At 72.5% G+C, this 20,615-nt stretch carries 24 protein-coding genes; 12 read left to right on the top strand and 12 right to left on the bottom strand.

The window, feature by feature from the left end; all coding sequences use genetic code 11:
• Positions 1-4: 4 nt before the first annotated feature.
• Positions 5-1,603: a DAK2 domain-containing protein gene (fakA, locus tag Cco03nite_RS23280; protein ID WP_203694309.1), complete on the bottom strand. Its 1,599-nt coding sequence runs from the start codon at positions 1,601-1,603 to the stop codon at positions 5-7.
• Positions 1,604-1,808: 205 nt separating this feature from the next.
• Between fakA and rpmB the strand changes: the two genes are divergently transcribed.
• Positions 1,809-2,000, top strand: coding sequence for a 50S ribosomal protein L28 (gene rpmB, locus Cco03nite_RS23275; RefSeq protein WP_203694308.1), 192 nt, complete (start codon positions 1,809-1,811; stop codon positions 1,998-2,000).
• A gap of 182 nt (positions 2,001-2,182) precedes the next feature.
• Here the strand turns inward: rpmB and Cco03nite_RS23270 are convergent, their stop codons facing one another.
• Both Cco03nite_RS23270 and Cco03nite_RS23265 read right to left on the bottom strand, forming a co-directional pair.
• The gene (locus Cco03nite_RS23270; RefSeq protein WP_373314305.1) at positions 2,183-2,668 is read right to left on the bottom strand and encodes a GNAT family N-acetyltransferase; all 486 of its coding nucleotides are present in this window, start codon (positions 2,666-2,668) and stop codon (positions 2,183-2,185) included.
• 5 nt (positions 2,669-2,673) lie between these two features.
• The gene (locus Cco03nite_RS23265) at positions 2,674-3,615 is read right to left on the bottom strand and encodes a thiamine-phosphate kinase (protein ID WP_203694306.1); all 942 of its coding nucleotides are present in this window, start codon (positions 3,613-3,615) and stop codon (positions 2,674-2,676) included.
• Between the two features lie 181 nt (positions 3,616-3,796).
• On the opposite strand from Cco03nite_RS23265, the gene Cco03nite_RS23260 reads away from it, so the two are divergent.
• Complete coding sequence (locus tag Cco03nite_RS23260; protein WP_203694305.1) at positions 3,797-4,030, top strand: Lrp/AsnC ligand binding domain-containing protein; 234 nt, start codon at positions 3,797-3,799, stop codon at positions 4,028-4,030.
• The gene (locus Cco03nite_RS23255; RefSeq protein WP_203694304.1) at positions 4,027-4,602 is read left to right on the top strand and encodes a DUF3515 family protein; all 576 of its coding nucleotides are present in this window, start codon (positions 4,027-4,029) and stop codon (positions 4,600-4,602) included. The genes Cco03nite_RS23260 and Cco03nite_RS23255 overlap by 4 nt, the downstream gene beginning before the upstream one ends.
• Positions 4,603-4,604: 2 nt before the next feature.
• Here Cco03nite_RS23255 and Cco03nite_RS23250 read toward each other — a convergent pair whose 3' ends face one another.
• Positions 4,605-5,714 (bottom strand): D-alanine--D-alanine ligase family protein, encoded by a 1,110-nt coding sequence (locus Cco03nite_RS23250; protein ID WP_203694303.1) that lies wholly within the window; start codon positions 5,712-5,714, stop codon positions 4,605-4,607.
• Between the two features lie 83 nt (positions 5,715-5,797).
• On the opposite strand from Cco03nite_RS23250, the gene Cco03nite_RS23245 reads away from it, so the two are divergent.
• A complete protein-coding gene (locus Cco03nite_RS23245; protein WP_203694302.1) occupies positions 5,798-6,352 on the top strand; it encodes a hypothetical protein in 555 nt (184 codons plus the stop codon).
• Positions 6,353-6,509: 157 nt separating this feature from the next.
• Here Cco03nite_RS23245 and Cco03nite_RS23240 read toward each other — a convergent pair whose 3' ends face one another.
• Genes Cco03nite_RS23240 through Cco03nite_RS23230 form a run of 3 tightly spaced genes read right to left on the bottom strand, consistent with a single transcriptional unit; the run spans position 6,510 to position 9,378 of the window.
• Positions 6,510-7,613, bottom strand: coding sequence for a cystathionine gamma-lyase (locus Cco03nite_RS23240; RefSeq protein WP_203694301.1), 1,104 nt, complete (start codon positions 7,611-7,613; stop codon positions 6,510-6,512).
• Between the two features lie 20 nt (positions 7,614-7,633).
• Positions 7,634-8,626, bottom strand: a complete 993-nt coding sequence (locus Cco03nite_RS23235; RefSeq protein WP_203694300.1) for an NAD(P)H-dependent glycerol-3-phosphate dehydrogenase — start codon at positions 8,624-8,626, stop codon at positions 7,634-7,636.
• Positions 8,623-9,378 carry a lysophospholipid acyltransferase family protein gene (locus Cco03nite_RS23230; protein WP_203694299.1) on the bottom strand — a complete coding sequence of 252 codons (756 nt, stop codon included), beginning with the start codon at positions 9,376-9,378 and terminating at the stop codon, positions 8,623-8,625. The genes Cco03nite_RS23235 and Cco03nite_RS23230 overlap by 4 nt, the downstream gene beginning before the upstream one ends.
• Before the next feature lie 256 nt (positions 9,379-9,634).
• Here Cco03nite_RS23230 and cofC point away from each other — a divergent pair, with 256 nt between their 5' ends.
• From cofC to Cco03nite_RS23210, 4 genes are all read left to right on the top strand, one after another.
• Complete coding sequence (gene cofC, locus Cco03nite_RS23225; RefSeq protein ID WP_203694298.1) at positions 9,635-10,234, top strand: 2-phospho-L-lactate guanylyltransferase; 600 nt, start codon at positions 9,635-9,637, stop codon at positions 10,232-10,234.
• Between the two features lie 10 nt (positions 10,235-10,244).
• Positions 10,245-10,442 (top strand): cold-shock protein, encoded by a 198-nt coding sequence (locus Cco03nite_RS23220; protein WP_203694297.1) that lies wholly within the window; start codon positions 10,245-10,247, stop codon positions 10,440-10,442.
• A gap of 242 nt (positions 10,443-10,684) precedes the next feature.
• Positions 10,685-12,934 (top strand): RNA degradosome polyphosphate kinase, encoded by a 2,250-nt coding sequence (locus tag Cco03nite_RS23215; RefSeq protein ID WP_203694356.1) that lies wholly within the window; start codon positions 10,685-10,687, stop codon positions 12,932-12,934.
• Positions 12,931-14,454, top strand: a complete 1,524-nt coding sequence (locus Cco03nite_RS23210; RefSeq protein ID WP_239167593.1) for a CYTH and CHAD domain-containing protein — start codon at positions 12,931-12,933, stop codon at positions 14,452-14,454. The genes Cco03nite_RS23215 and Cco03nite_RS23210 overlap by 4 nt, the downstream gene beginning before the upstream one ends.
• 40 nt (positions 14,455-14,494) lie before the next feature.
• Here Cco03nite_RS23210 and Cco03nite_RS23205 read toward each other — a convergent pair whose 3' ends face one another.
• Positions 14,495-14,851 carry a DoxX family protein gene (locus tag Cco03nite_RS23205; protein ID WP_203694296.1) on the bottom strand — a complete coding sequence of 119 codons (357 nt, stop codon included), beginning with the start codon at positions 14,849-14,851 and terminating at the stop codon, positions 14,495-14,497.
• A gap of 107 nt (positions 14,852-14,958) precedes the next feature.
• Here Cco03nite_RS23205 and Cco03nite_RS23200 point away from each other — a divergent pair, with 107 nt between their 5' ends.
• A complete protein-coding gene (locus tag Cco03nite_RS23200; protein ID WP_203694295.1) occupies positions 14,959-15,624 on the top strand; it encodes a TetR/AcrR family transcriptional regulator in 666 nt (221 codons plus the stop codon).
• 79 nt (positions 15,625-15,703) lie between these two features.
• On the opposite strand, the gene Cco03nite_RS23195 is transcribed toward Cco03nite_RS23200, so the two are convergent.
• The 3 genes from Cco03nite_RS23195 to leuC all read right to left on the bottom strand — a co-directional run bounded on the left by Cco03nite_RS23195 (position 15,704) and on the right by leuC (position 18,507).
• Positions 15,704-16,330 carry an HU family DNA-binding protein gene (locus Cco03nite_RS23195; RefSeq protein WP_275412071.1) on the bottom strand — a complete coding sequence of 209 codons (627 nt, stop codon included), beginning with the start codon at positions 16,328-16,330 and terminating at the stop codon, positions 15,704-15,706.
• Between the two features lie 160 nt (positions 16,331-16,490).
• Positions 16,491-17,078, bottom strand: coding sequence for a 3-isopropylmalate dehydratase small subunit (gene leuD / locus Cco03nite_RS23190; RefSeq protein WP_203694293.1), 588 nt, complete (start codon positions 17,076-17,078; stop codon positions 16,491-16,493).
• A 16-nt stretch (positions 17,079-17,094) separates the two neighbouring features.
• Positions 17,095-18,507: a 3-isopropylmalate dehydratase large subunit gene (leuC, locus tag Cco03nite_RS23185; RefSeq protein ID WP_203694292.1), complete on the bottom strand. Its 1,413-nt coding sequence runs from the start codon at positions 18,505-18,507 to the stop codon at positions 17,095-17,097.
• 66 nt (positions 18,508-18,573) lie between these two features.
• On the opposite strand from leuC, the gene Cco03nite_RS23180 reads away from it, so the two are divergent.
• The 3 genes from Cco03nite_RS23180 (at position 18,574) to Cco03nite_RS23170 (ending at position 20,185) form a co-directional block, all read left to right on the top strand.
• Positions 18,574-19,260: an IclR family transcriptional regulator gene (locus Cco03nite_RS23180; protein WP_120318463.1), complete on the top strand. Its 687-nt coding sequence runs from the start codon at positions 18,574-18,576 to the stop codon at positions 19,258-19,260.
• An 80-nt stretch (positions 19,261-19,340) separates the two neighbouring features.
• Positions 19,341-19,673, top strand: a complete 333-nt coding sequence (locus Cco03nite_RS23175; RefSeq protein ID WP_203694291.1) for a hypothetical protein — start codon at positions 19,341-19,343, stop codon at positions 19,671-19,673.
• A gap of 149 nt (positions 19,674-19,822) precedes the next feature.
• Positions 19,823-20,185, top strand: coding sequence for a hypothetical protein (locus tag Cco03nite_RS23170; protein WP_203694290.1), 363 nt, complete (start codon positions 19,823-19,825; stop codon positions 20,183-20,185).
• A gap of 149 nt (positions 20,186-20,334) precedes the next feature.
• On the opposite strand, the gene Cco03nite_RS23165 is transcribed toward Cco03nite_RS23170, so the two are convergent.
• Complete coding sequence (locus tag Cco03nite_RS23165; RefSeq protein WP_203694289.1) at positions 20,335-20,517, bottom strand: hypothetical protein; 183 nt, start codon at positions 20,515-20,517, stop codon at positions 20,335-20,337.
• Between the last annotated feature and the right edge of the window lie 98 nt (positions 20,518-20,615).

The raw sequence follows: 20,615 nt of genomic DNA, 5'->3' as shown, positions 1-20,615 counted from the left end.
GCCCTCACTCGACGCCCACCAGCAGCGGGTAGTGCGGCTGGCCGCCCGGGTACGCGTGCACCTCGACGAACGGCCATCGGGTGGCCACGTGCGCGGTCACCGCCTCGACCAGGCCGTCCGGGGCCTGCGCGCCGGTGAGCAGGGTCACCAGCTCGCCGCCGCTGGCCAGCATCCGGTCCAGCAGCCCGCAGCACACGACGGTCAGGTCGTCGCCGATCAGGTTGACCTCGCCCTCGACCAGGGCGATGACGTCGCCGGGCCGGCACCGCCCGGCCACCGTGAGCGCCTCCCGGCTGGCCGTGGTGACCTCCGCCGAGCGGCACGCGCCGGCCGCCTCGGCCATCGCGATCACGTCGTCCTCGAACCGGCGGGCGTGGTCGCGCACCGCCAGCGCCGCCAGGGCCTGCACCGGCGAGCGGGTGGGCACCACGCGCACCTTGACGCCCTCGCCGAACGCCTCCTCGGCCGCCGCCTGGCACACCGCGCGCAGGTTGGAGTCGGTGGGCAGCACCGCGACCCGGCCCGCGCCGGTGGCGAGGATCGCGTCGAGCACCTCCGCGGTGGACGGGTTGCCGCCGATCGCCACCGCGCCCTCGGCGATCAGCAGCTCCTCGATGCCGTCCCCGGCCGCGGTGACGACCACCGCGCGCGCCGTCGGGTCGGGCCGCCGCGGCGCGCCCTCGGCGGTCGAGCTGGTCAGGTGGGTGATCTGGATCTGGTACGGCCGCCCGGCCGCGAGCCCCGCCTCCATCGCCGCGCCCGCGTCGTCCACGTGCACGTGCACCCGCCATGTCGGCGCGCCGCCGACGATGACCAGGGAGTCCCCCAGCCGGTCCAGCGCCGCGCGCAGCCGTGCGATCTCCCCGGCGCCGGTGTCGATCAGGAACTGCACCTCGTACGCGGGCCCGCGGTAGGTCAGCGCCGCCGAGCCGTGCCCGTGCCCGGCGTGATCGTGGCCGTGCCCGTGCTCGCCGTCGCGCGGCACCGCGCCCTCGACCTCGCTCTCGTCGTGCTCGCCGGTCAGCGCCTCCAGCAGCGCCTCCAGCAGCAGCACCAGGCCCTGCCCGCCCGCGTCGACCACCCCGGCCGCGGCCAGCACCGGCAGCTGCTCCGGGGTACGCGCCAGCGCCTCCCGAGCGCCCAGCACCGCCGCGCGTACCGCCGCGGGCTCGTCGGAGCCCTGGTGCGCGGCCTCGGCGGCGGCCCGCGCCACGGTGAGGATGGTGCCCTCCACCGGCCTGGCGACCGCGGCGTACGCCGACTTGGCCGCCGCGTCGAGCGCCGCCGCCAGCCCGTCGCCGTCCACGGCGTCGGCCAGGCCGGCCAGCCACTGCGCGCTGATGACGCCGGAGTTGCCGCGCGCGCCCAGCAGCGCGCCGCGGGCCATGGTGCGCAGCACCGCCCCCGTCGACGGCGCGTCCGTCAGCGCGCCGCCCACCGCCTGCTCCGCCGCGGACAGCGTCAGCAGCAGATTGGTGCCGGTGTCGCCATCGGGCACCGGGTACACGTTCAGCTGGTTCAGCGCCTGCTCATGCCTGCTCAAACCGGCCACGGCCAGCGAACTCCAGCGCCTGACCGCCGCGATGTCCAGGACCTCCAGCACGGGCGCAAGCCTATCGGTGCCGCACCCGGTTCTCGCGTTGGGCGTGGTGGACGGTACAGTCATGTCAGCCGTCGCACGGGTCGGATACGACCGGGCGGCTCCGCCCCGATTGGGCACGTGCCCTGCGCGTCAGGTACCCTGGCAAAGTTCCCGGCACAGTGACGCTTGGTCGGGTAGTTGATCAAGACGAACTCAGGAGTATTCCGTGGCTAGCGTGTGCGACGTCTGTGGCAAGGGACCGGGCTTCGGTCACAACGTGCCGTGGTCGAAGAAGAAGACCAACCGCCGCTGGAACCCGAACATCCAGACGGTGCGTACCCCCGCCGGTGGCGGCACCTCCCGCAAGGTCCAGGCCTGCACCTCCTGCCTGAAGGCCGGCAAGGTCGCCCGCGCCTGACGCGAACTTTCCCAAAAGGCCGCCGAGCTGCGCTCGGCGGCCTTTTGCCGTCCCTGTCCCCACCCCGGCCCCGCCCTCCTGGCGCAACTCTTAAAGACCTGCGCCTTCACGAGCGGAGTGAAGGCGCGAGTGTTTAAGAGTTGCGGCCCGAGGGGGCGCGGTGGGCAGGCTGGGCGGGTGGGTCAGAGGTCGCGGCCGAAGGAGCGGCAGCCGGGCTCGTCGCGGTAGTGGCCGAAGTTGGCGATCAGCTGGTAGCCGATGGCCTGGTACATGGCCATGGCCTCAGGCTGGGCGGTGCCGGTCTCCAGGATCGCACGGACCCGGCCGTGCGACCGCGCGTCGGCTTCCAGCGCCGTCATGATCGCCCTGCCGACGCCCTTGCCGCGCACCGTGGCCGAGGCGTAAACGCGCTTGATCTCCGCGATCTCCTCCGAGCCGGCCCAGCTGCGCCAGCCGCCGCAGCCGACCGGCGAGCCGTCGAGGTATGCCACGAAGAAGCCGCCGTCGGGCGGGTCGAACTCGACGGCCTCGATCGGGGTCGCGTCGGAGCCGCCGTACCGTTCGGTGAGGTCGGCCATGAGTTCGGCGATCAGTTTTCGGGCGACCGACCCGCCGTAGCGGGTCGGTTTGATCTCAATCTCGGTCACGGCGCAGAGGATACTGCGCATGCCCGCTATGCCCGGAAGTGGTCCCACCCCTTCGGGCCGTACCACGGGCGGTTGTCGAGCGTCACCGTGCCGCCCTCGACCACCTCGCCGATCACGTGCCAGCCCTCCGGCAGCGCCACGTCCGCGGGGAACGTCGCGGCCAGCGCGTGGTCGTCGCCCCCGGCCAGCAGCCACTGGTACGGGTCCACGCCCAGCGCCAGCGCCGCGTCGCGCATCTGCTCCGGCACCTTGAACGCGCTGCGATGCAGGTTGACGCCGACCTTGCTGGCCTGCGCGATGTGCCCGAGATCCGCGATCAGCCCGTCCGACACGTCGATCATCGAGGTCGCCCCGGCCCGCCCCGCCGCCGGCCCGAGCGCGTACGGCACCACCGGCCGCCGGTACGCCTCGACCAGGATCTTCGGGGTGCGGAAGCCACGCGACAGCACCGTGTACCCGGCCGCCGCGAAGCCGACCCGCCCCGCCAGCGCCACCACGTCCCCGACCCGCGCGCCCGAGCGCAGCACCGGCGGCAGCCCGTGCAGGTCGCCGAGCGCGGTCACCGCGATGGTCAGCGTGGGGCTGGCGGTCATGTCCCCGCCGACGACGCTCGCCCCGACCAGCGCGGCCTCGGTGGCCAGCCCGTCGGAGAGCTGCTCGGCCCAGGCCACGTCCAGGTCCGGCGGCGCGCACAGGCCCACCAGCAGCGCCGTCGCGGTGGCGCCCATCGCGGCGATGTCGGCGAGGTTGGCGGCGGCGGCGCGGCGGCCGATGTCCTCGGCCTCGGCCCAGTCCCGCCGGAAGTGCCGGCCCTCGACGAGCACGTCCGTTGAGGCGACGACCCGCCCGTCGGAGGCGGTGACCAGCGCCGCGTCGTCGCCCGGCCCGACGATGGTGGCCGGCCCGGTCCCCAGCCGCGCCACCACGCGCTCGATCAGCCCGAACTCCCCCGTCCGCGCGATACTCATGCCGCCTCCCCGCTTCGCCCGCCGGCAGCACGGGCCGTCATCGAGATGACCCGGTCGCTCATCCGTTTTCCTCGCTGCGCCCGCTCACATTGGCTTCCTTACTCACCCTTGCGCCTCCTGCCGCAGCCTGTGCACCCTCAGTGAGGTACTTTCACAGGCGGCACGTGTGAAGGAGTCGTCCGTGGTCCACGCTTACATCCTGATTCAGACGTCGGTCGGCAAGTCCGTCGACGTCTCCGCGGCCATCGGCGAGATCCAGGGTGTCACCCGGGTGGACGCGGTGACCGGCCCGTACGACGTGATCGCGATGGTCGAGGCGAACACCGTCGACGAGCTGGGCAAACTGGTGCTGTCACAGATCCAGTTGATACCCAACATCACCCGTACCCTGACGTGCCCCATCATCCACCTATGAGTAACGACCAGACGGCACGGTCGGGCCCAGCGTCCGCCAAGACGATCGCGACCCTGGTCGCGCTGCCGCTCGCACTGCTGGCCGGGTTCGGTTTCTTCCAGGCCATGCGCCCGCCGGCCGAGCCCGCACCGCAGCCCAGCGTCGCGGCCGGCCCGCAGGTGATGCCCACCACGCCGGTGACGATGGCCGCGCCCGCCCTGAACGAGCGGCAGGCCACGGTGTGCCGCGCGCTGCTGTCGCAGCTGCCCGACCAGGTGCGCGACCTGCCGCGCCGTGACGTCAGCGCGGGCCACGAGCAGAACGCCGCGTACGGCGAGCCGGCGCTGACCGTCGCCTGCGGCGGCCCGGCCCCGAGCTTCGCCCCCACCGACGACGTGTACACGCTGGACGGCGTGTGCTGGCACAAGGGCGACGGCGCGTGGACGACGGTCGACCGCGAGGTGCCCGTCCGGGTGACCGTGCCGGCCGCGTACGACACGCCCGGCCAGTGGGTCATCAACTTCTCCAAGACCCTGCTCGCCACCGTGCCCCACGCCGAGCGCATCCCCGTGGGCTGCGGCACCCGCGCCTGACGCTAGTGCAGGCCGGTGCCGCGGCGCTGGGCGGTGCGGATCAGGCGCGAGACGAGCTTCGGGTAGTCGAGGCCGCTGGCCGCCCACATCCGGGGGAACATGCTGGTCGAGGTGAAGCCCGGCATCGTGTTGATCTCGTTGAGGTAGACCTTCAGGTCCTCGGTCACGAAGAAGTCGACCCGGCCCAGGCCCGCGCAGTCCAGCGCGGTGAACGTGCGCACGGCCAGCTCCTGCACCTCGGCGGCGATCTCGGCGGGCAGGTTCGCGGGCAGGTCGTACTCGCAGTCCTCACCGAGGTACTTCGCCTCGAAGTCGTAGAACTCGTGGCCCCCGGCGACCACCCGCACCTCGGCCAGCAGGGACGCCTCGGCGCCGCCGCCGGCCTCGCTCTCCAGCACGCCGCACTCGATCTCACGGCCCACGATGGCCGCCTCGACGAGCACCTTCGGGTCGACGGCACGCGCCTTGGCCAGCGCCGCGTCGAGCTGGTCCCAGCTGCTGACCTTGGTGATGCCGAACGAGGACCCGGCCCGCGACGGCTTCACGAACACCGGCAGGCCCAGCCGCTCCTTGTCGGCCTCGGACAGCTCCTGGCCGTTGCGCAGCACCGCGTACGGCCCGATCGGGATGCCCTCGGCGGCGGCGAGCTTCTTGGTGAACTCCTTGTCCATGGCGGCCGCGGAGGCGAACACGTTGGCCCCCACGTACGGGATGCCCGCCATCTCCAGCAGCCCCTGGATGGTGCCGTCCTCGCCGTACGCCCCGTGCAGCGCGGGGAAGACCACGTCGACCCCGGCCAGCGCGGCGGCGCCCTCGGCCGGCTCCAGGACGACCAGCTCGTGGCTGGTCGGGTCGGCGGGCAGCACGATGGCCTGCCCGGAGGCGGCGGTGATCTCGGGGAGGCTGCGCCCCTCGATGGCGAGCTGCGCCGGGTCGCCCGAGGTGAGCACCCAGCGGCCCTCCTTCGTGATGCCGACCGGCACGACCTCGAACTCCGCCGGGTCGAGCGCGGCCAGGATGCTGCCGGCGCTGACGCAGGAGATGGCGTGTTCGGTGCTCCGGCCGCCGAAGACGACGGCGACACGGGTCTTACGCTGGCTGCTTTCACTCACGCGGCTGACCCTACCGTGCGTTGTGGTGATCCGGTGAAGAGCACGTCGCACGGCACCCGAGGGTGGCACTACCCTCTCGGAGCGTGACCCCTCAGGCGCGCCTGCGGCGCATCCGGTACTGGCTCGTCTTCTTCATCATCGGCCTCGTGCTCAGCGGCGTGACGGCCTTCCCCCTGCTCGCCGAGGTGCGCTGGGTCGACGGCCTGCTGCACGAGGACTGGGTGCCCGCCCCGGCCGCGCTGGTCGAGTTCATCGGCACGGTCCGCGCCGGGGTGGAGACCGCCGACCGGGACTTCCCGTTCCTGGCGTACGGCACGGACTGGCTGGCCTTCGCCCACCTGGTGATCGCGATGGCGTTCTACGGCCCGCTGCGCGACCCGGTCCGCAACCTCTGGGTGATCCACTGGGGCATGCTGTGCTGCGTCGCGGTGATCCCGCTCGCGCTGATCGCGGCCCCCGTCCGCGGCCTGCCGTGGTGGTGGATCCCGATCGACATCTCGTTCGGCCTGTTCGGCATCATCCCGCTGCTGATCGTCCGCCGCCACACCCTGGCCCTGGCCGCGGCCGAAGCCGACCCCGCCCCGGCTCCGAAACCGGCCCCGGCCCCCACCTCGGCCCCCGCCTCGGCCTCGGCCTGACCCGGCGTGACCTACGCCTCCAACGCATTTGCTCTGCACCCATTCGCTTGCTCTGCACCCATGGACGCAACGTTGCGTGGGCGGGTGCAGAGCAAGCTTTTGGGTGCAGAGCAAATGCGTTCGGTAGCACATGTCCCCGCCGACGGCGGGGACCGGATCAGAGCTTCGCGGCCGTGTCCAGGGCCTGGGTGAGGTCGGCGAGCAGATCCTCGGTGTCCTCGACGCCGCAGGAGAAGCGCACGAAGCCCGGCGGCACGCTGTCGCCCCACTGGTGGCGGCGGTCGGCGCTGGAGTGCAGGCCACCGAAGCTGGTGGCCGCAGCGACCAGGGCCGACGCGCGCAGGAAGGCCGCGACGTGCTCGGCCGAGGGCAGCTCGAAGGAGACCAGGCCGGGGATGATGCGCATCTGGCGCTGGGCCAGGTCGCTGTCGCCGGCCCAGCGCACGTTGTCGGCCAGCGGGTGCTCGCGCAGCAGCTGCGCGACCGCGGCCCCGCTGGCGGACTGCTGCCGCAGCCGCAGGGCGAGCGTGCCCATGGACCGGCGGGCCAGCCAGCAGTCGAACGGGCTGGGCACCGCGCCGCCCAGGGTGCGGAACTGCCGCATGGCGTCGAGCAGTTCGGCCGAGTTCGTCGCCGCGTACCCGAGCAGCATGTCGGAGTGCCCGGCCAGTGCCTTCGTGCCGGACGCGACGACCACGTCGGCGCCGAGCTCCAGGGGCCGCTGGCTGAGCGGGGTGGCGGTGGTGTTGTCGACGGCGACCAGCGCCCCGGCGGCGTGTGCGGCCCGCGCGACCTCGGCGATGTCGACCAGGTCCAGACCGGGGTTGGCCGGGGTCTCCAGCAGCACCAGCCGTACGCCCTCGAACGAGGGGTACGGCCCCGCGGTGGGCGCCTCCACCGTGGTCACGCCGAGCCGGTCCAGCGTCGACGCGGCGAACGAGCGGACGTTGTAGTACCCGTCCGAGGGGATCATCAAGGTGTCGCCCGAGCGCAGCACCGACAGCAGCAGGGCGGTGATGGCCGCCTGGCCGCTGGCGAAGGCCAGGCAGTCGCCGCCCTCCAGCTCCCCGATCGCGCTCTCCAGCAGCCGCCGGGTGGGGTTGTCTCCCCGCCCGTACCCGTCGACGCCGGGCGTGTAGCCCTCGGGGTCGAGGTGGTAGGGCGCGGCGAACACGGGGCCGGGCAGCATCGGTGCTCCCGGGACGGGGTCGGGTATGCCTGCATGAAGGGAACGGGTGCTGTCCCCGTACTGCGTTGTCATGCAGAGAACGTAGCGCCTGGTCACTCCGCCTTGGTCGAGCGGGACATCAGGGCCGCGACGGCGACCTTGGGGTCGACGCCCTCGTGGCAGACCCGCTCCACCTGCTCGGTGATCGGCATCTCGACCCCGTGCGAGCGGGCCAGGTCCCGGACGGCCAGGCAGCTCTTGACGCCTTCGGCGGTGTACTTCGTCGCGGCCTGGGCCTGCTCCAGGGTCTTGCCCCGGCCGAGGTGCTCGCCGAAGGTGCGGTTGCGCGACAGCGGCGACATGCAGGTGCCGACGAGGTCGCCGAGCCCGGCCAGGCCGGAGAAGGTCAGCGGGTCCGCGCCGAGCGCGACGCCCAGCCGCGCCGTCTCGGCGAGCCCGCGGGTGATCAGTGTCGCCTTCGTGTTGTCGCCCAGCCCCATGGCGTGCGCGATGCCGAACGCCAGCGCGATCACGTTCTTCACCGCCCCGCCCAGCTCGCACCCCACCACGTCGTCGTTGGTGTACGGCCGGAAGTAGGGCGTGGTGATGGCGTGCTGCACCCGGGTGGCCCGGTCGATGTCGGTGCAGGCGACGACGGTCGCGGCCGGCTGCTCCAGCGCGATCTCGCCGGCCAGGTTCGGGCCGCTGACCACGGCGACGCGTTCCGGCGCGACCCGGGCGGCCTCGACGATGACCTGGCTCATCCGCTGGGTGGTGCCCAGCTCGATGCCCTTCATCAGGGACACCAGCGTGGAGTCGTCGGTCAGGTCGGCGGCCCAGTCGCCCAGGTTGACCCGCAGCGTCTGCGACGGCACCGCGAGCACGACCAGGTCCGCGCCCTTGATCGCCTCGGTCGCGGACGCGGTGGCGGTCACCCGCTCGCCGAGCGGGGTGGTCTCCAGGTATTCGGGGTTGCGGCCGGTGTCGCGGATGGCGGCGGCGATCTCCGGGCGGCGCGCCCACAGCACGACGTCGTTGCCCGCGTCGCCGAGGATCTTCGCGAACGCGGTGCCCCAGGAGCCTGCGCCGAGCACGGCCGCTCTCATCGGGTGCCCTCCACGGTCGCCGTGTCGCCGCCGGCCGGGCCGGCGGTCTCGTTCCTGGCCGCGGGGCTCCAGATCGGCGGGGCCTGGCCGCCGCGGATCTCGGCGAGCAGGTCCCGCAGCCGGATCATGACGGCGTCGGTCATCTCGTTGAGCACCGCCGCGCTCGGCTCCGCGCCGGCCCACTTCGACAGGTCGACCGGCGGACCGGCCCACAGCGACACCGGGATCTTCGGCATGAGCCGGACCTTCTTGGTACGCGGGTCGAAGATCTTCTCCGGGCCCCAGGTCGCGATCGGGATGACCGGGGCGCCGGTGGCCAGCGCCAGCCGTGCCACGCCGGTCTTGCCCCGCATCGGCCACAGCTCCGGTTCCTTGGTGGTGGTCCCCTCGGGGTAGATCACGACCGCGCCGCCCGCCCGCACCGCCTCGACCGCGGCGTCGAGCGCCTTGACCGCGTCGGACGTGCCCCGGTGCACCGGGATCTGCCGGCACCAGTACAGGATCTTCCCGGCGAGCGGGATCCGGAAGACGCTCTCCTTGCCCAGGAACTGCGGCCAGCGGCCGGAGTCGTAGACGTAGTGCGCGGTGGTGAACGGGTCCGCGTGCGACACGTGGTTGACCGCGAGGATCACGCCGCCCTCGGCGGGGATGTGCTCCCAGCCGCGCCAGTCCCGCTTGGTCAGCGCGATCAGCGGCGGCTTGACCAAGCACACCGCGAACCGCGACCAGAAGCCCAGCCTGCGCCGTGCCAACGAAGCCTCCCTGTCCTCCACCCGTTCACATGCCCGCGTCAGGGTGTCCGTAACGCCGCCCGCGAGTGAATCCTCACGGATCATGGTGCGCCCCCGGGCGTTGCGCCACGCACCGGGCTGCCCGGCCCGCCGCTGCCGCGACGCTCCGTCATGCCTCCATGTTCAGCGCATCATGCCATGTCCGTCCGGGTGACGGCCTCAGCCGCCGGAGGCTGCCACCCCGCTGACCGACCGGGCGGGCTGCCAGAATGGCCGAGTGTACGCACCCGGAGTCACCGTGCTGGTGCCGCTGAAGCCGCTGGCCGAGGCGAAGAGCCGGCTGCGCGGCGCCGCCGCCGGGCACGAGGACCTCGTGCTGGACCTCGCCCGCGCCACCGTGTCCGCCGCGCTGGCCGCCGACGGGGTCGCCCGGGTGCTGGTGGTCACCCGGGATCCCCGCGCCACGGCGGCGCTGCGCGACTGCGGTGCGGACGTGCTGCCCGACGAAGGCCGGGACCTGAACGACGCGCTCCGGCGAGCCGAGTCCGCGGTGACCGGGCGGGGATCGCGCGTGGTCGCGCTGCCCGCGGACGTGCCCGCTCTGCGCCCCGCCGAGCTGGCCGAAGCACTGGCCGGGGCGGGCCGGCGGCGCGCGTTCGTGCCCGACGCGGCCGGTGTCGGCACCGTGCTGCTGGTGGCCGCGCCCGGCGAGCCGCTCGATCCGCGCTTCGGCCCCGGGTCGGCCGCCGCGCACGAGCGCTCCGGCGCGGTACGCCTGGCCGGGGCGTGGCCCACGCTGCGCCGCGACGTCGACACCGCCGACGATCTCGCCGTGGTACGGGCCTGGGGGGTGCTCCGCGCGGAGTCGACCGCGTAGCGTGAACGCCATGCAGGGCACCGTCGCGACATTCGACCCCGAGACCCGGAGCGGCTCGCTGCTGCTCGACGACGGCACCCCGGTCGCCTTCGACCGGGCCGCGTTCGACGCCTCCGGACTGCGGCTGCTGCGCCTGGGCCAGCGGGTGCGGCTGGAGCACGACGCCGAGGGCCGGTTGCACCGGATCGCCATACCCACCATGCCCTGATCCGGGCTCACTGCGACCCGAGTCCGGTTGCCCGGGTTCCGCCATCGGCACGCTTAGCCGAGTTCATCTCTTGTTCACCCCGATAGGGCAAAAATGAGGTGGTGAGCGCAGCCCCGCGACGTCCCCGCAAGAAGGCCGGAAATGCCCCGACACCGGCCCCGTCCACTCCTGTGGAGGCCTCCGTGGCCGCCACGGACGTCCCCGTGCCCCCGTCCCCCGACGCCGCCGTCGCGCCGGACGTCATGGCACCGCCCGCCGGCACCGCCGTCGCCAAGGGCTCACCCGAGCAGACCGCCGCCCCGCTCGCCGTCAAAGCCCCGCCCGAGCAGGTGCCCCGGCCGCACCCGGCCACCCCTCCGGTCACCGTGGTGGTCCCGGAGTTCGCCAGCACCGCGCTGACCGAGCTGCCCGAGGACCGCTACTTCAACCGCGAGGTCTCCTGGCTCGACTTCAACGCCCGGGTGCTGGCGCTGGCCGAGGACCCGCGCCTGCCGCTGCTGGAGCGGATGAAGTTCATGGCGATCTTCGCCAGCAACCTCGACGAGTTCTTCATGGTCCGCATCGCCGGCCTGCGCCGCCGGCTGGAGACCGGCCTGCCCACCCGGGGCGCCGACCGGCTGCCGCCCCGGGCGCAGCTGGAGATGGTCTCCGAGCGCACCGCGGAACTGGTCGCCGACCACGCCGCCGAGTTCACCAAGGTGATCCGCCCCGCCCTGGCCAAGGCCGGGATCCACATCCTGGGCTGGACGGATCTGGAGCACGGCGAGCGCGAGCAGATGCGGGTGTACTTCCGCGAGCACGTCTTCCCGGTGCTGACCCCGCTGGCGTTCGACCCGTCGCACCCGTTCCCGTACATCTCCGGCCTGTCGCTCAACCTGGCCGCGGTGGTGCGCGAGCCGGAGACCGGCCAGGAGCTGTTCGCCCGGGTCAAGGTGCCCAACAACGTGCCGCGCTTCGTCCGGATCGAACAGGCGGGCCGCACCGCCGAGGGCCGCAGCACCTACCGCTTCCTGCCGATCGAGGAGCTGATCGCCAACGAGCTGGGCCAGCTCTTCTCCGGCATGGAGGTGGTGGAGCGGCACGTGTTCCGGGTGACCCGCAACGCCGAGGTCGAGATCGACGAGGACCGCGACGAGGACCTGCTGCAGGCCATGGAGCGGGAGCTGATGCGGCGGCGGTTCGGCCCGCCGGTGCGCCTGGAGGTCGCGGCGGACATCTCCGACCACGTGCTGGCGACCCTGGTCACCGAGCTGGAGGTGGACTCACGGGACGTGCTGCGGGTGCCCGGCCTGCTGGACCTGTCCGGGCTGATGCAGCTGTACGACTGCGACCGCCCGGATCTGAAGGACCCCCCTTTCGTCCCGGCCACTCACGCCCGGCTGCGTGAGGGCGAGTCGACCCGCAGCATGTTCAACATCCTGCGCGACGGCGACATCCTGGTGCACCATCCGTACCACTCGTTCTCGACGAGCGTGCAGCGCTTCATCGAGCACGCCGCGGCCGACCCGCACGTGCTGGCGATCAAGCAGACGCTGTACCGGACCTCGGGCGACTCCCCGATCGTCGACGCGCTCATCGCCGCCGCCGAGGCGGGCAAGCAGGTGGTGGTGCTGGTCGAGGTCAAGGCGCGCTTCGACGAGAAGGCCAACATCGGCTGGGCGCGCATGCTGGAGCGGGCGGGCTGCCACGTCGTGTACGGCCTGATCGGGCTCAAGACGCATTGCAAGACGGCGCTGGTGGTGCGCGAGGAGGGCGGGCAGATCCGCCGCTACTGCCACGTCGGCACGGGCAACTACCACCCCAAGACCGCCCGGTTGTACGAGGACTTCGGCCTGCTCACCGCCGATCCTGAGGTCGGCGCGGACCTGACCGACCTGTTCAACACGCTCACCGGCTACAGCCGCCAGACGGCGTACCGGCGGCTGATGGTGGCGCCGCACGGCATCCGGGCGGGCATCATCGAGCGCATCGAGCGGGAGGCCGGCTACGCCCGCGAGGGCCGCCCGGCGCTGGTGCAGATCAAGGTGAACTCGCTCGTCGACGAGCAGGTCATCGACGCCCTGTACCGCGCCTCGCAGGCGGGTGTGCACATCGACCTGCTGATCCGGGGCATGTGCGCGCTGAAGCCCGGCGTGCCGGGGCTGTCGGACAACATCCGGGTGCGCTCGATCCTGGGCCGCTTCCTGGAGCACTCGCGGCTGTTCCGGTTCGGCAACGGCGACGTGGCCGCGGGCCGGGGGCGGGCCGAGTTCTGGATCGGCTCGGCCGACATGATGCACCGCAACCTGGACCGCCGGGTCGAGGCGCTGATCCAGGTGACCGACCAGCCCTCCCGGGTGGAGCTGGCCGAGCTGCTGAACGTGTCGATGTCGGACCGCATCGAGGCGTTCGACCTGAACCCGGACGGCTCCTGGACCCGCCTCATCTCCACTTCGGAGCAGCCCAGGGTGGATTTGCAGGCTTCGCTGCTGGAGCGGATGCTCAAGCGGTGACCTTGGAAGAAGAGCGCAAGTACGACGTCTCCCCCTCGTTCGTGCTGCCCGAGCTGGCCGTGGCGGATGCCCGCCCGGCGGCTCGGGCGGCCGTGACGCTGACCGCGACCTACTTCGACACGGCCGGCCTGAGGCTGGCCCGAGCGGGGGCGTCGCTGCGGCACCGGGTCGGCGACGCGCTGCCGTGGACGGTGAAGCTGCCGACCGCGGCGCCCGGCGTACGGCAGGAGATCTCGCTGGCCGGTGCTGACCCGACGCAGCCGCCGGAGGCGCTGACGTGGCTGGTAGCGGCGCTGACCCGGGGGTCGCCGCTGGTGCCGGTGGCGGTGCTGCGGACCCGGCGGCAGCGGGTGGACCTGTGCGACGCCGCGGGGACACGGCTGGCCGAGGTCGCCGACGACACCGTCGAGGTGCTCTCCGGCACGGCGGTGCCGCGTACGTTCCGGGAGATCGAGGTCGAGCGCACGGGCGGGCCGGCCGAGCTGCTGTCCGCTGTGGAGGAGCGGTTGCTGGCGGCGGGGGCCCGGACGGGCGGTTTCACGCCGAAGCTGGTGCGGGCGCTGGGGGCCGCGGCGGCGTACCCCCCGGATCTGCTGCCCCCGGCCGCGACCCTGCCCGCGGGCGCCCGGGCCGCGGACGTGGTCCTCGCCGCGGTGCGCGGCGCGGTGGCCCGCATCGTGGCGCACGATCCCCTGGTACGCCTGGACGAGCCGCTGCCCGACGGGGACACGGCCGTGCACCAGATGCGGGTCGGCGTCCGCCGGCTGCGCTCGGACCTGCGCACCTTCAAGCCGCTGGTGGACCGGCGCTGGGCCAAGCCGCTACGTAGGGAACTCGGCTGGCTGGGCGATCTGCTGGGCGCGGCGCGCGACGCGGAGGTGCTGCGCGACCGGCTGCGCGCCACGGCCGCCGCCGACCCGGCCCACCCCACCGACGACCGTGATCTGGCCGCCCTGGACACGGTCCTGGCGGCACGGCGCGAGCAGGCGTACGCGGACCTGCTGGCCGCCCTGCGCACCCGCCGCTACCTGGCGCTGATCGACCGGCTCACCGCCGCCACCCGCCGGATCCCGCTGACGCCCGCGGCCGCCGAACCCGCCGCGCAGGCCCTGCCCGGCCTGCTCGCCCGTCCCTGGCGCCGCCTGGTCCGCGGCGCCAAGGGCGTGCCCGGCGCGCCCGACCTGTCCCCGACCGCGCCCGATGTGGACTGGCACCAGGTCCGCATCCACGTCAAGCGCGCCCGGTACGCCGCCGACGCGGCCGCGACCTCCGGCGACCGTCCCGCCCGCCGCCTGGCCAAGGCCCTGGCCCGCCTCCAGGACTCCCTCGGCGAGCACACCGACGCCGCCCTGGCCGCCCGCACCTGGCTCGCCCTGGCCGAATCCCACCCCGCCCTGGCATCCACCCTGACCCGCCTGGCCGAACACGAACGCACCCTGGCCACCACCACCCGCGCCACCTACCCCGCCCACTGGCGCAAGGCCGAAAGGAAGGGCACCTTCTTATCGCTACGCGTATAAGAAGGTGCCCTTCTTAACCCTCACCCCGTGAACCCGCCGGTCAGAAGCGGCCGATCGCCACGAACAGCGCCAGCGCCCCGAGGATCACGTTGACGACGATGCCCGGGTACTCCTTGCGCCGCGCGTGCACCACGGCCGCCAGCACCATGATGAGCACGAGGCCGGACGCGGCCAGCGGGGTGAGGATCGGCGCGATGCCGGTCGCCCACGGCAGGATCAGGCCGATGCCGGCCAGCAGCTCGGTGACGCCGATCAGCCGGAGCGTGCCGAGCGAGTAGTCGTTCACCCACGGCATCTTCGGGGCGAGGTCCTCCTTGCTCTTGGTGGACTTCATCACGCCGGCCCCGAGGAAGGCCGCGCCGAGCAGGATCTGCACGACCCAGAGGGCGATGTTCACGGGATTCTCCTTGTCGAACGGGAGGCTAAGTGGTGGATCTCCTCCGCTTGTGTCGGCACGGTAGCACTAACCGGAGGCTCGCCTCCAGTCCTGCTAAGCTGGTGATCATGGTGGAACCCCCGCTGCGCGCCGACGCCGCCCGCAACCGCGAGCGCATCGTCGACGCCGCCTGTGACGCATTCGCCGAACGCGGCTTCGACGTGCCGTTGGAGGAGATCGCCGCGCGGGCCGGGGTCGGCATCGCCACGCTCTACCGGCGCTTCCCGGCCCGCGACGACCTGATGGTCGCGGCCGCCTCCCGCAAGTTCGACCAGTACGAGCAGGCGCTGCGGGAGGCGCGGCAGGCCCCGGACGGCTGGACCGGCTTCGCCGGGTACGTGCAGGAGGTGTGCCGGATGCAGGCGGCCGACGGCGGGCTGGCCGACGTGCTCACCATGTCGTTCCCGGGAGCGCGGGAGTTCGAGGCCCGCCGCGTCGCGCTCTACCACGGTTTCGTGGCCCTGGTGGAGCGGGCCAAGGCCGAGGGTTCGCTGCGCGAGGACTACGTGCCCGAGGACCTGCCGCTGCTGCTGATGGCCAATGCGGGGGTGCTGCGCGGGACCGCCCAGGCGGCGCCGAACGCGTGGCGGCGGCTGGTGGGCTACCTGCTGCAGGCGTTCCGGACCGGCGGCGAGCCCGAACCCCTGCCCGCACCGCCGACCCCGCGCCAGACGATGCGCTCCATGCTGCGCATCTCCGGTTGCCAGGGCCGCTCCCAGCCGCCCCAGCACTGAGAGGGCCGGACAAAGCCGCACCCACGCCGTCTCATCGCGGCGTGGGTGCGATTTATTCAGGAAGGGATAACGGGACCGGTCAGCGTTTGGCGGCCTTCTTGGCGGGGGCCTTCTTGGCCGTGGTCGCCTTGGCGGTCGTCTTCTTCGCCGCGGTGGTCGCCTTCGCGGTCACGGTCTTCTTGGCCGGGGCCGTCTTCGCCGCCGTGGTCTTCTTGGCGGTGGCCTTGGCCGCGGTCGCCTTCGCCGTGGTGGCCTTGGCGGTGGTCGCCTTGGCGGTGCTCTTGGTCGCGGTCTTCTTGGCCGGAGCGGTCTTCGTCGCGGCGGTCTTGGTCGCGGCCGGGCGGGTGCCCGCGGCGCCGGCGGTCTTCTTGGCAGCGGCCTTCGCCGCCTTCTTCGCCGGGGCGGCGACCTTGCCGACGGAGACCGTCTCCTTGAAGCCCGCGCCGGGCCGGAAGGCCGGCACCGACGTCTTCTTCACCTTGACCGCCTCGCCGGTGCGCGGGTTGCGCGCCATGCGAGCGGCCCGGGCCCGCTTCTCGAAGACCCCGAAGCCGGTCAGCGAAACCTTGTCGCCCTTGGTGACCGCGTTCTGGATCTCGGTGAGCGTGGCCTCCAGCACGGCCGCGGCGGTCTTCTTGTCGACCACGGTCGGGTGAGCGGCGATCGCGTCGATCAGCTCAGTCTTGTTCACGGATTCCTCCCGTATGGTGCTACTGGACTTATAACAGTCATTCTGTGCGCACAGTAGGCCCAACGTCAGCAATATGCCAACAGGAGGGTTAAAAACCACCTATGTGTCGCAAAGAAAATTGCCCCCATCCTGATAACAGGACGGGGGCAATTACGTTGCTGTCGTGGTTCAGCACCTATCCGACAAGTACTCCGAAAGCCGGGCGATGGGCTTCGAACGCGGTGATCGCCTCTTCGTGGCGCAGCGTCAATCCGATGTCGTCCAAGCCTTCCATCAGCCGCCAGCGCAGGAAGTCGTCCAGCGAGAAAGCCCAGCTCTGCCCGCCGGCACGGACCTCCCGGGCGACCAGGTCGACCTCGATCGGGGTGGCCGGGTCGGCCTCCACCAGGTCCCACAACGCCTCCACGGCCGCCTGCGGCAGCTCGACCGTGAGCAGACCCTGCTTGAGCGAGTTGCCCCGGAAGATGTCGCCGTACCGGGGGGAGATGACCACCCGGTAGCCGTAGTCGTTGAGGGCCCAGACCGCGTGCTCCCGCGAGGATCCGGTGCCGAACTCGGGCCCGGCGACCAGCACGCTGGCCCCGGCGTAGGCCGGGTTGTTCAGCACGAACGACGGGTCCTCCCGCCAGGCGCTGAACAGGCCGTCCTCGAAGCCCGTGCGGGTGACCCGCTTGAGGTACACCGCCGGGATGATCTGGTCGGTGTCCACGTTGGAACGCCGCAGCGGCACCGCGGTGCCGGTGTGAACGGTGAACTTCTCCATTTCGATCTACCTCGGTTCAGCGGGCGCCGACGGCGTCCAGGTCGGCGGGAGCGGACAGGTGGCCGGTCACGGCGGTCGCCGCGGCCACCGCCGGGGACACCAGGTGGGTACGGCCGCCCTTGCCCTGCCGCCCCTCGAAGTTGCGGTTGGACGTGGACGCCGAGCGCTGGCCCGGGGCGAGCGTGTCCGGGTTCATGCCCAGGCACATCGAGCACCCGGCGAACCGCCACTCGGCCCCGGCCTCGGTGAAGACCTCGTGCAGGCCCTCCTCCTCGGCCTGCGCCCGCACCGCGGCCGAGCCCGGCACCACCAGCATGCGCACACCGTCGGCGACCTTGCGCCCGCGCAGCACGTCCGCCGCGGTGCGCAGGTCCTCCAGCCGCCCGTTGGTGCAGGAGCCCACGAACACCACGTCCACGGACAGGTCGCGCAGCGGCGTGCCCGGGGTGAGACCCATGTACTCCACGGCCCGGCGGGCCGCGGCCCGCTCGGAGTCCGTCCCGAACGACTCCGGGTCGGGGATCAGGCTGTCCAGCGAGGCGCCCTGGCCCGGGTTGGTGCCCCAGGTGACGAACGGCGTCAGCGTGCTCGCGTCGAGGAACACCTCCTTGTCGAAGGTCGCACCCTCGTCGGTGGGCAGGCTGCGCCAGTACTCGACGGCGTCGTCCCAGTCCTGGCCCTTGGGCGCGAAGTTGCGGCCCTTGAGCCAGGCGAACGTGGTCTCGTCCGGCGCGATCAGGCCGGCCTTGGCGCCCCACTCGATGGACATGTTGGAGACGGTCATCCGCCCCTCCATGCTCAGCTTCTCGATGGCGGGGCCGCGGTACTCCACCACGTAACCCCGGCCGCCGCCGGTGCCCTCCTGGGTGATCAGGGCCAGGATCAGGTCCTTGGCCGAGACGCCCGGGGGCAGCTCGCCGGTGACGGTGACCGCCATCTGCTTCGGCAGCGCCTGCGGCAGCGTCTGGGTGGCCAGCACGTGCTCCACCTCGGAGGTGCCGATGCCGAACGCCAGCGCGCCGAACGCGCCGTGCGTCGAGGTGTGCGAGTCGCCGCACACGATCGTCATGCCCGGCTGGGTCAGGCCCTGCTGCGGGCCCATGACGTGGACGACGCCCTGCTGCGGGTCGCCGAGCGGGTGCAGCTTCACGCCGAACTCGGCGCAGTTGGCGCGCAGCGTCTCGATCTGCGTACGCGACACCGGGTCGGCGATCGTCAGGAGGTTGTCGGTGGGCGTGTTGTGGTCCTCGGTCGCGATCGTCAGATCGGTCCGGCGCACCTTCCGCCCGGCCAGCCGGAGACCGTCGAAGGCCTGCGGGCTGGTCACCTCATGCAGCAGATGAAGATCGATATAGAGGAGGTCCGGTTCACCGTCAGCGCGGCGTACCACGTGTGCGTCCCAGACCTTCTGGGCAAGGGTCCTGCTCACTGGGTTGCTCCCACCATCTGGACATCCCGCATCTTGGGAGGTATGTTTCGGTCTGTGGGACACAGTATGTCTGGCGTGGGCGTCCTTGACAAGGCGGTAGTGATCCTTGCCGCGTGTGTCGACGGCGCCAGCCTCGCGGAACTCGTCGATCGCACCAAGCTGCCGAGAGCAACGGCGCACCGGCTGGCGCAGGCGCTGGAGATTCATCGGATGCTGGTACGGGACACGCAGGGACGCTGGCGTCCCGGTCCCCGCCTTGGCGAACTCGCGAACGCCGCCCCCGACGTCCTGCTGACAGCCGCAGAGCCGCTGCTGTCCGCACTGCGGGACGCCACCGGCGAAAGCGCGCAACTTTACCTGCGCAGGGCCGACGAGCGGCTCTGCGTCGCCGCCGCGGAACGGGCCAGCGGCCTGCGCGACACCGTGCCGGTCGGCGCGATCCTGCCGATGACGGCGGGCTCGGCGGCCCAGATCCTGCTCGCCTGGGAACCCCCCGAGGCGGTCATGCCCCTGCTCCCCCGCTGCAAGTTCACCGGCCGCACGCTGGCCGAGGTACGCCGCCGCGGCTGGGCGCAGTCCGTGGCCGAGCGCGAGGCCGGCGTGGCGTCGGTCAGCGCCCCCGTACGCGACCGCACCGGCCGCGTCATCGCCGCGATCAGCGTCTCCGGCCCCATCGAGCGCCTCGGCCGCCGCCCCGGCGACCGGCACGCGATGGCCGTCGTACGCGCCGGTCAACGGCTCTCCGGACTCTGATCGGGGATCCGCACTCCGATGATCGTCGTTGTTCGTGCCCCCTAGCATGAGCGCGATTTTCAACGGGGAAAGGAACCCTCATGGCAGACCCCCAGGCGCCGGTGGACGACTCGTCCACCGGCGCCTCAGCTTTCACTCCGGCCCCTGCCGACCCGGCCGCAGCCGCTGAGCCGGCCGCCGCCCACGCGGGCACGGGCGAGCCCGGCGCGGTGATCACCCTGGACCGCGAAGACACCGCAGCCCCTGAGCAGCCTCCGGCCCGGCCGCGCAGCGTGCGGGTGCTAGTCGCCGCCGCCGTCGCGGTGGCGCTGCTGCTCGGCGTCGGCGGGTACGCCGTCTACCGGTTCGTCTTCGGCGACGGCCGGCGGGCCGAGGAGTTCACCCCGGCGTCGATGTCGACCGGGACCTGCTGAGCTGGCTCGGCCGCCGGGTCGCGGTCAGCTTCTGGTTCGACGGCACGCAGCCGTCCGCCCTGATCACCGCGAGCAGCACCGACTCCGGCGACGCCGAGGCCGGGCTGGGCCGGGTCCGCGCCGGGCTCAAGAACGCCAGCCTGGGCTTCGTGGTCCGCGACGGAGTGGCCCTGATCGCGATCGGCGAGAGGGACGGCCCGCTCGGCGGCGCGAACCCGTTCGGCTCGCTCGCCGCGCTGGACGGGGCCGTGCTCAGCGTCGCGGTGCGGACGAAGGCGCAGCAGGACCCTGCGGTCCGGATCGTCGCGGAGGCGCTCGACGCCGCGTCGGCCGGAAAACTCGTGGAACTGCTCACCGGCATGGGCCGGTCCGAGCTGACCGCCACCGCCGAGGGCAACGTCGTCACCGCCACCAGCACCGGCTACGCCCCGGGCGCGGGCACGCTGGCCGGTCAGGAGGCCTTCCAGCACGCCGTGGCGGACGCACCGGCGGACGCCGGGGCCGCGGTCTAGGTGAAACCTGGCGGAGCTGCTGCCGGCCGCTGAGCGGGCCACGACGCCGTTCACGGCGCTGGTGCTGCTGCAGGGTGTCGACGGCGGCGACCAGACCGGCGTACTCAGCCTGGTCATGGGCTGACGTACCGGCGACCTTGCCGCGACGGCTAGACCCCGCCGCCGGTCGAGGTGGGCGTGCCGACCTCGCGAGCGACGTGGATCATCGGGTTGCCCTCGTAGTAGTCCTGCGGCGGGTTGATGTGGCCGTGCCGTTTGCCACGGCGGTCGGCGATGACCGCCAGCACCAGGATGACGGCGAGCGCCACGCCGCCGAGGATCAAGAACTCCATGGCCGCGGACGATAGCGGGCCAGCGCAATCACCGCAGCCCCGCACTCCTGCGCACAACGAGAGAAGCTCACGAGCATCGCTCGTGAGCTTCTTGGAAA

Source organism: Catellatospora coxensis (genome assembly GCF_016862635.1).
Classification (GTDB): domain Bacteria; phylum Actinomycetota; class Actinomycetes; order Mycobacteriales; family Micromonosporaceae; genus Catellatospora; species Catellatospora coxensis.
Note: the sequence above shows the minus strand (reverse complement) of the source record. Positions and strands in the feature narration are given on the sequence as shown.

Excerpts from the sequence above, each read along its gene's own strand:
- Cco03nite_RS23270 (WP_373314305.1), bottom strand. The coding sequence starts at position 2,668 with ATGCGCAGTATCCTCTGCGCCGTGACCGAGATTGAGATCAAACCGACC.
- Cco03nite_RS23265 (WP_203694306.1), bottom strand. The coding sequence starts at position 3,615 with ATGAGTATCGCGCGGACGGGGGAGTTCGGGCTGATCGAGCGCGTGGTG.
- Cco03nite_RS23255 (WP_203694304.1), top strand. The coding sequence starts at position 4,027 with ATGAGTAACGACCAGACGGCACGGTCGGGCCCAGCGTCCGCCAAGACG.
- Cco03nite_RS23240 (WP_203694301.1), bottom strand. The coding sequence starts at position 7,613 with ATGACAACGCAGTACGGGGACAGCACCCGTTCCCTTCATGCAGGCATA.
- Cco03nite_RS23235 (WP_203694300.1), bottom strand. The coding sequence starts at position 8,626 with ATGAGAGCGGCCGTGCTCGGCGCAGGCTCCTGGGGCACCGCGTTCGCG.
- Cco03nite_RS23220 (WP_203694297.1), top strand. The coding sequence starts at position 10,245 with ATGCAGGGCACCGTCGCGACATTCGACCCCGAGACCCGGAGCGGCTCG.
- Cco03nite_RS23215 (WP_203694356.1), top strand. The coding sequence starts at position 10,685 with ATGGCACCGCCCGCCGGCACCGCCGTCGCCAAGGGCTCACCCGAGCAG.
- Cco03nite_RS23200 (WP_203694295.1), top strand. The coding sequence starts at position 14,959 with ATGGTGGAACCCCCGCTGCGCGCCGACGCCGCCCGCAACCGCGAGCGC.
- leuD (WP_203694293.1), bottom strand. The coding sequence starts at position 17,078 with ATGGAGAAGTTCACCGTTCACACCGGCACCGCGGTGCCGCTGCGGCGT.
- Cco03nite_RS23180 (WP_120318463.1), top strand. The coding sequence starts at position 18,574 with ATGTCTGGCGTGGGCGTCCTTGACAAGGCGGTAGTGATCCTTGCCGCG.
- Cco03nite_RS23175 (WP_203694291.1), top strand. The coding sequence starts at position 19,341 with ATGGCAGACCCCCAGGCGCCGGTGGACGACTCGTCCACCGGCGCCTCA.
- Cco03nite_RS23165 (WP_203694289.1), bottom strand. The coding sequence starts at position 20,517 with ATGGAGTTCTTGATCCTCGGCGGCGTGGCGCTCGCCGTCATCCTGGTG.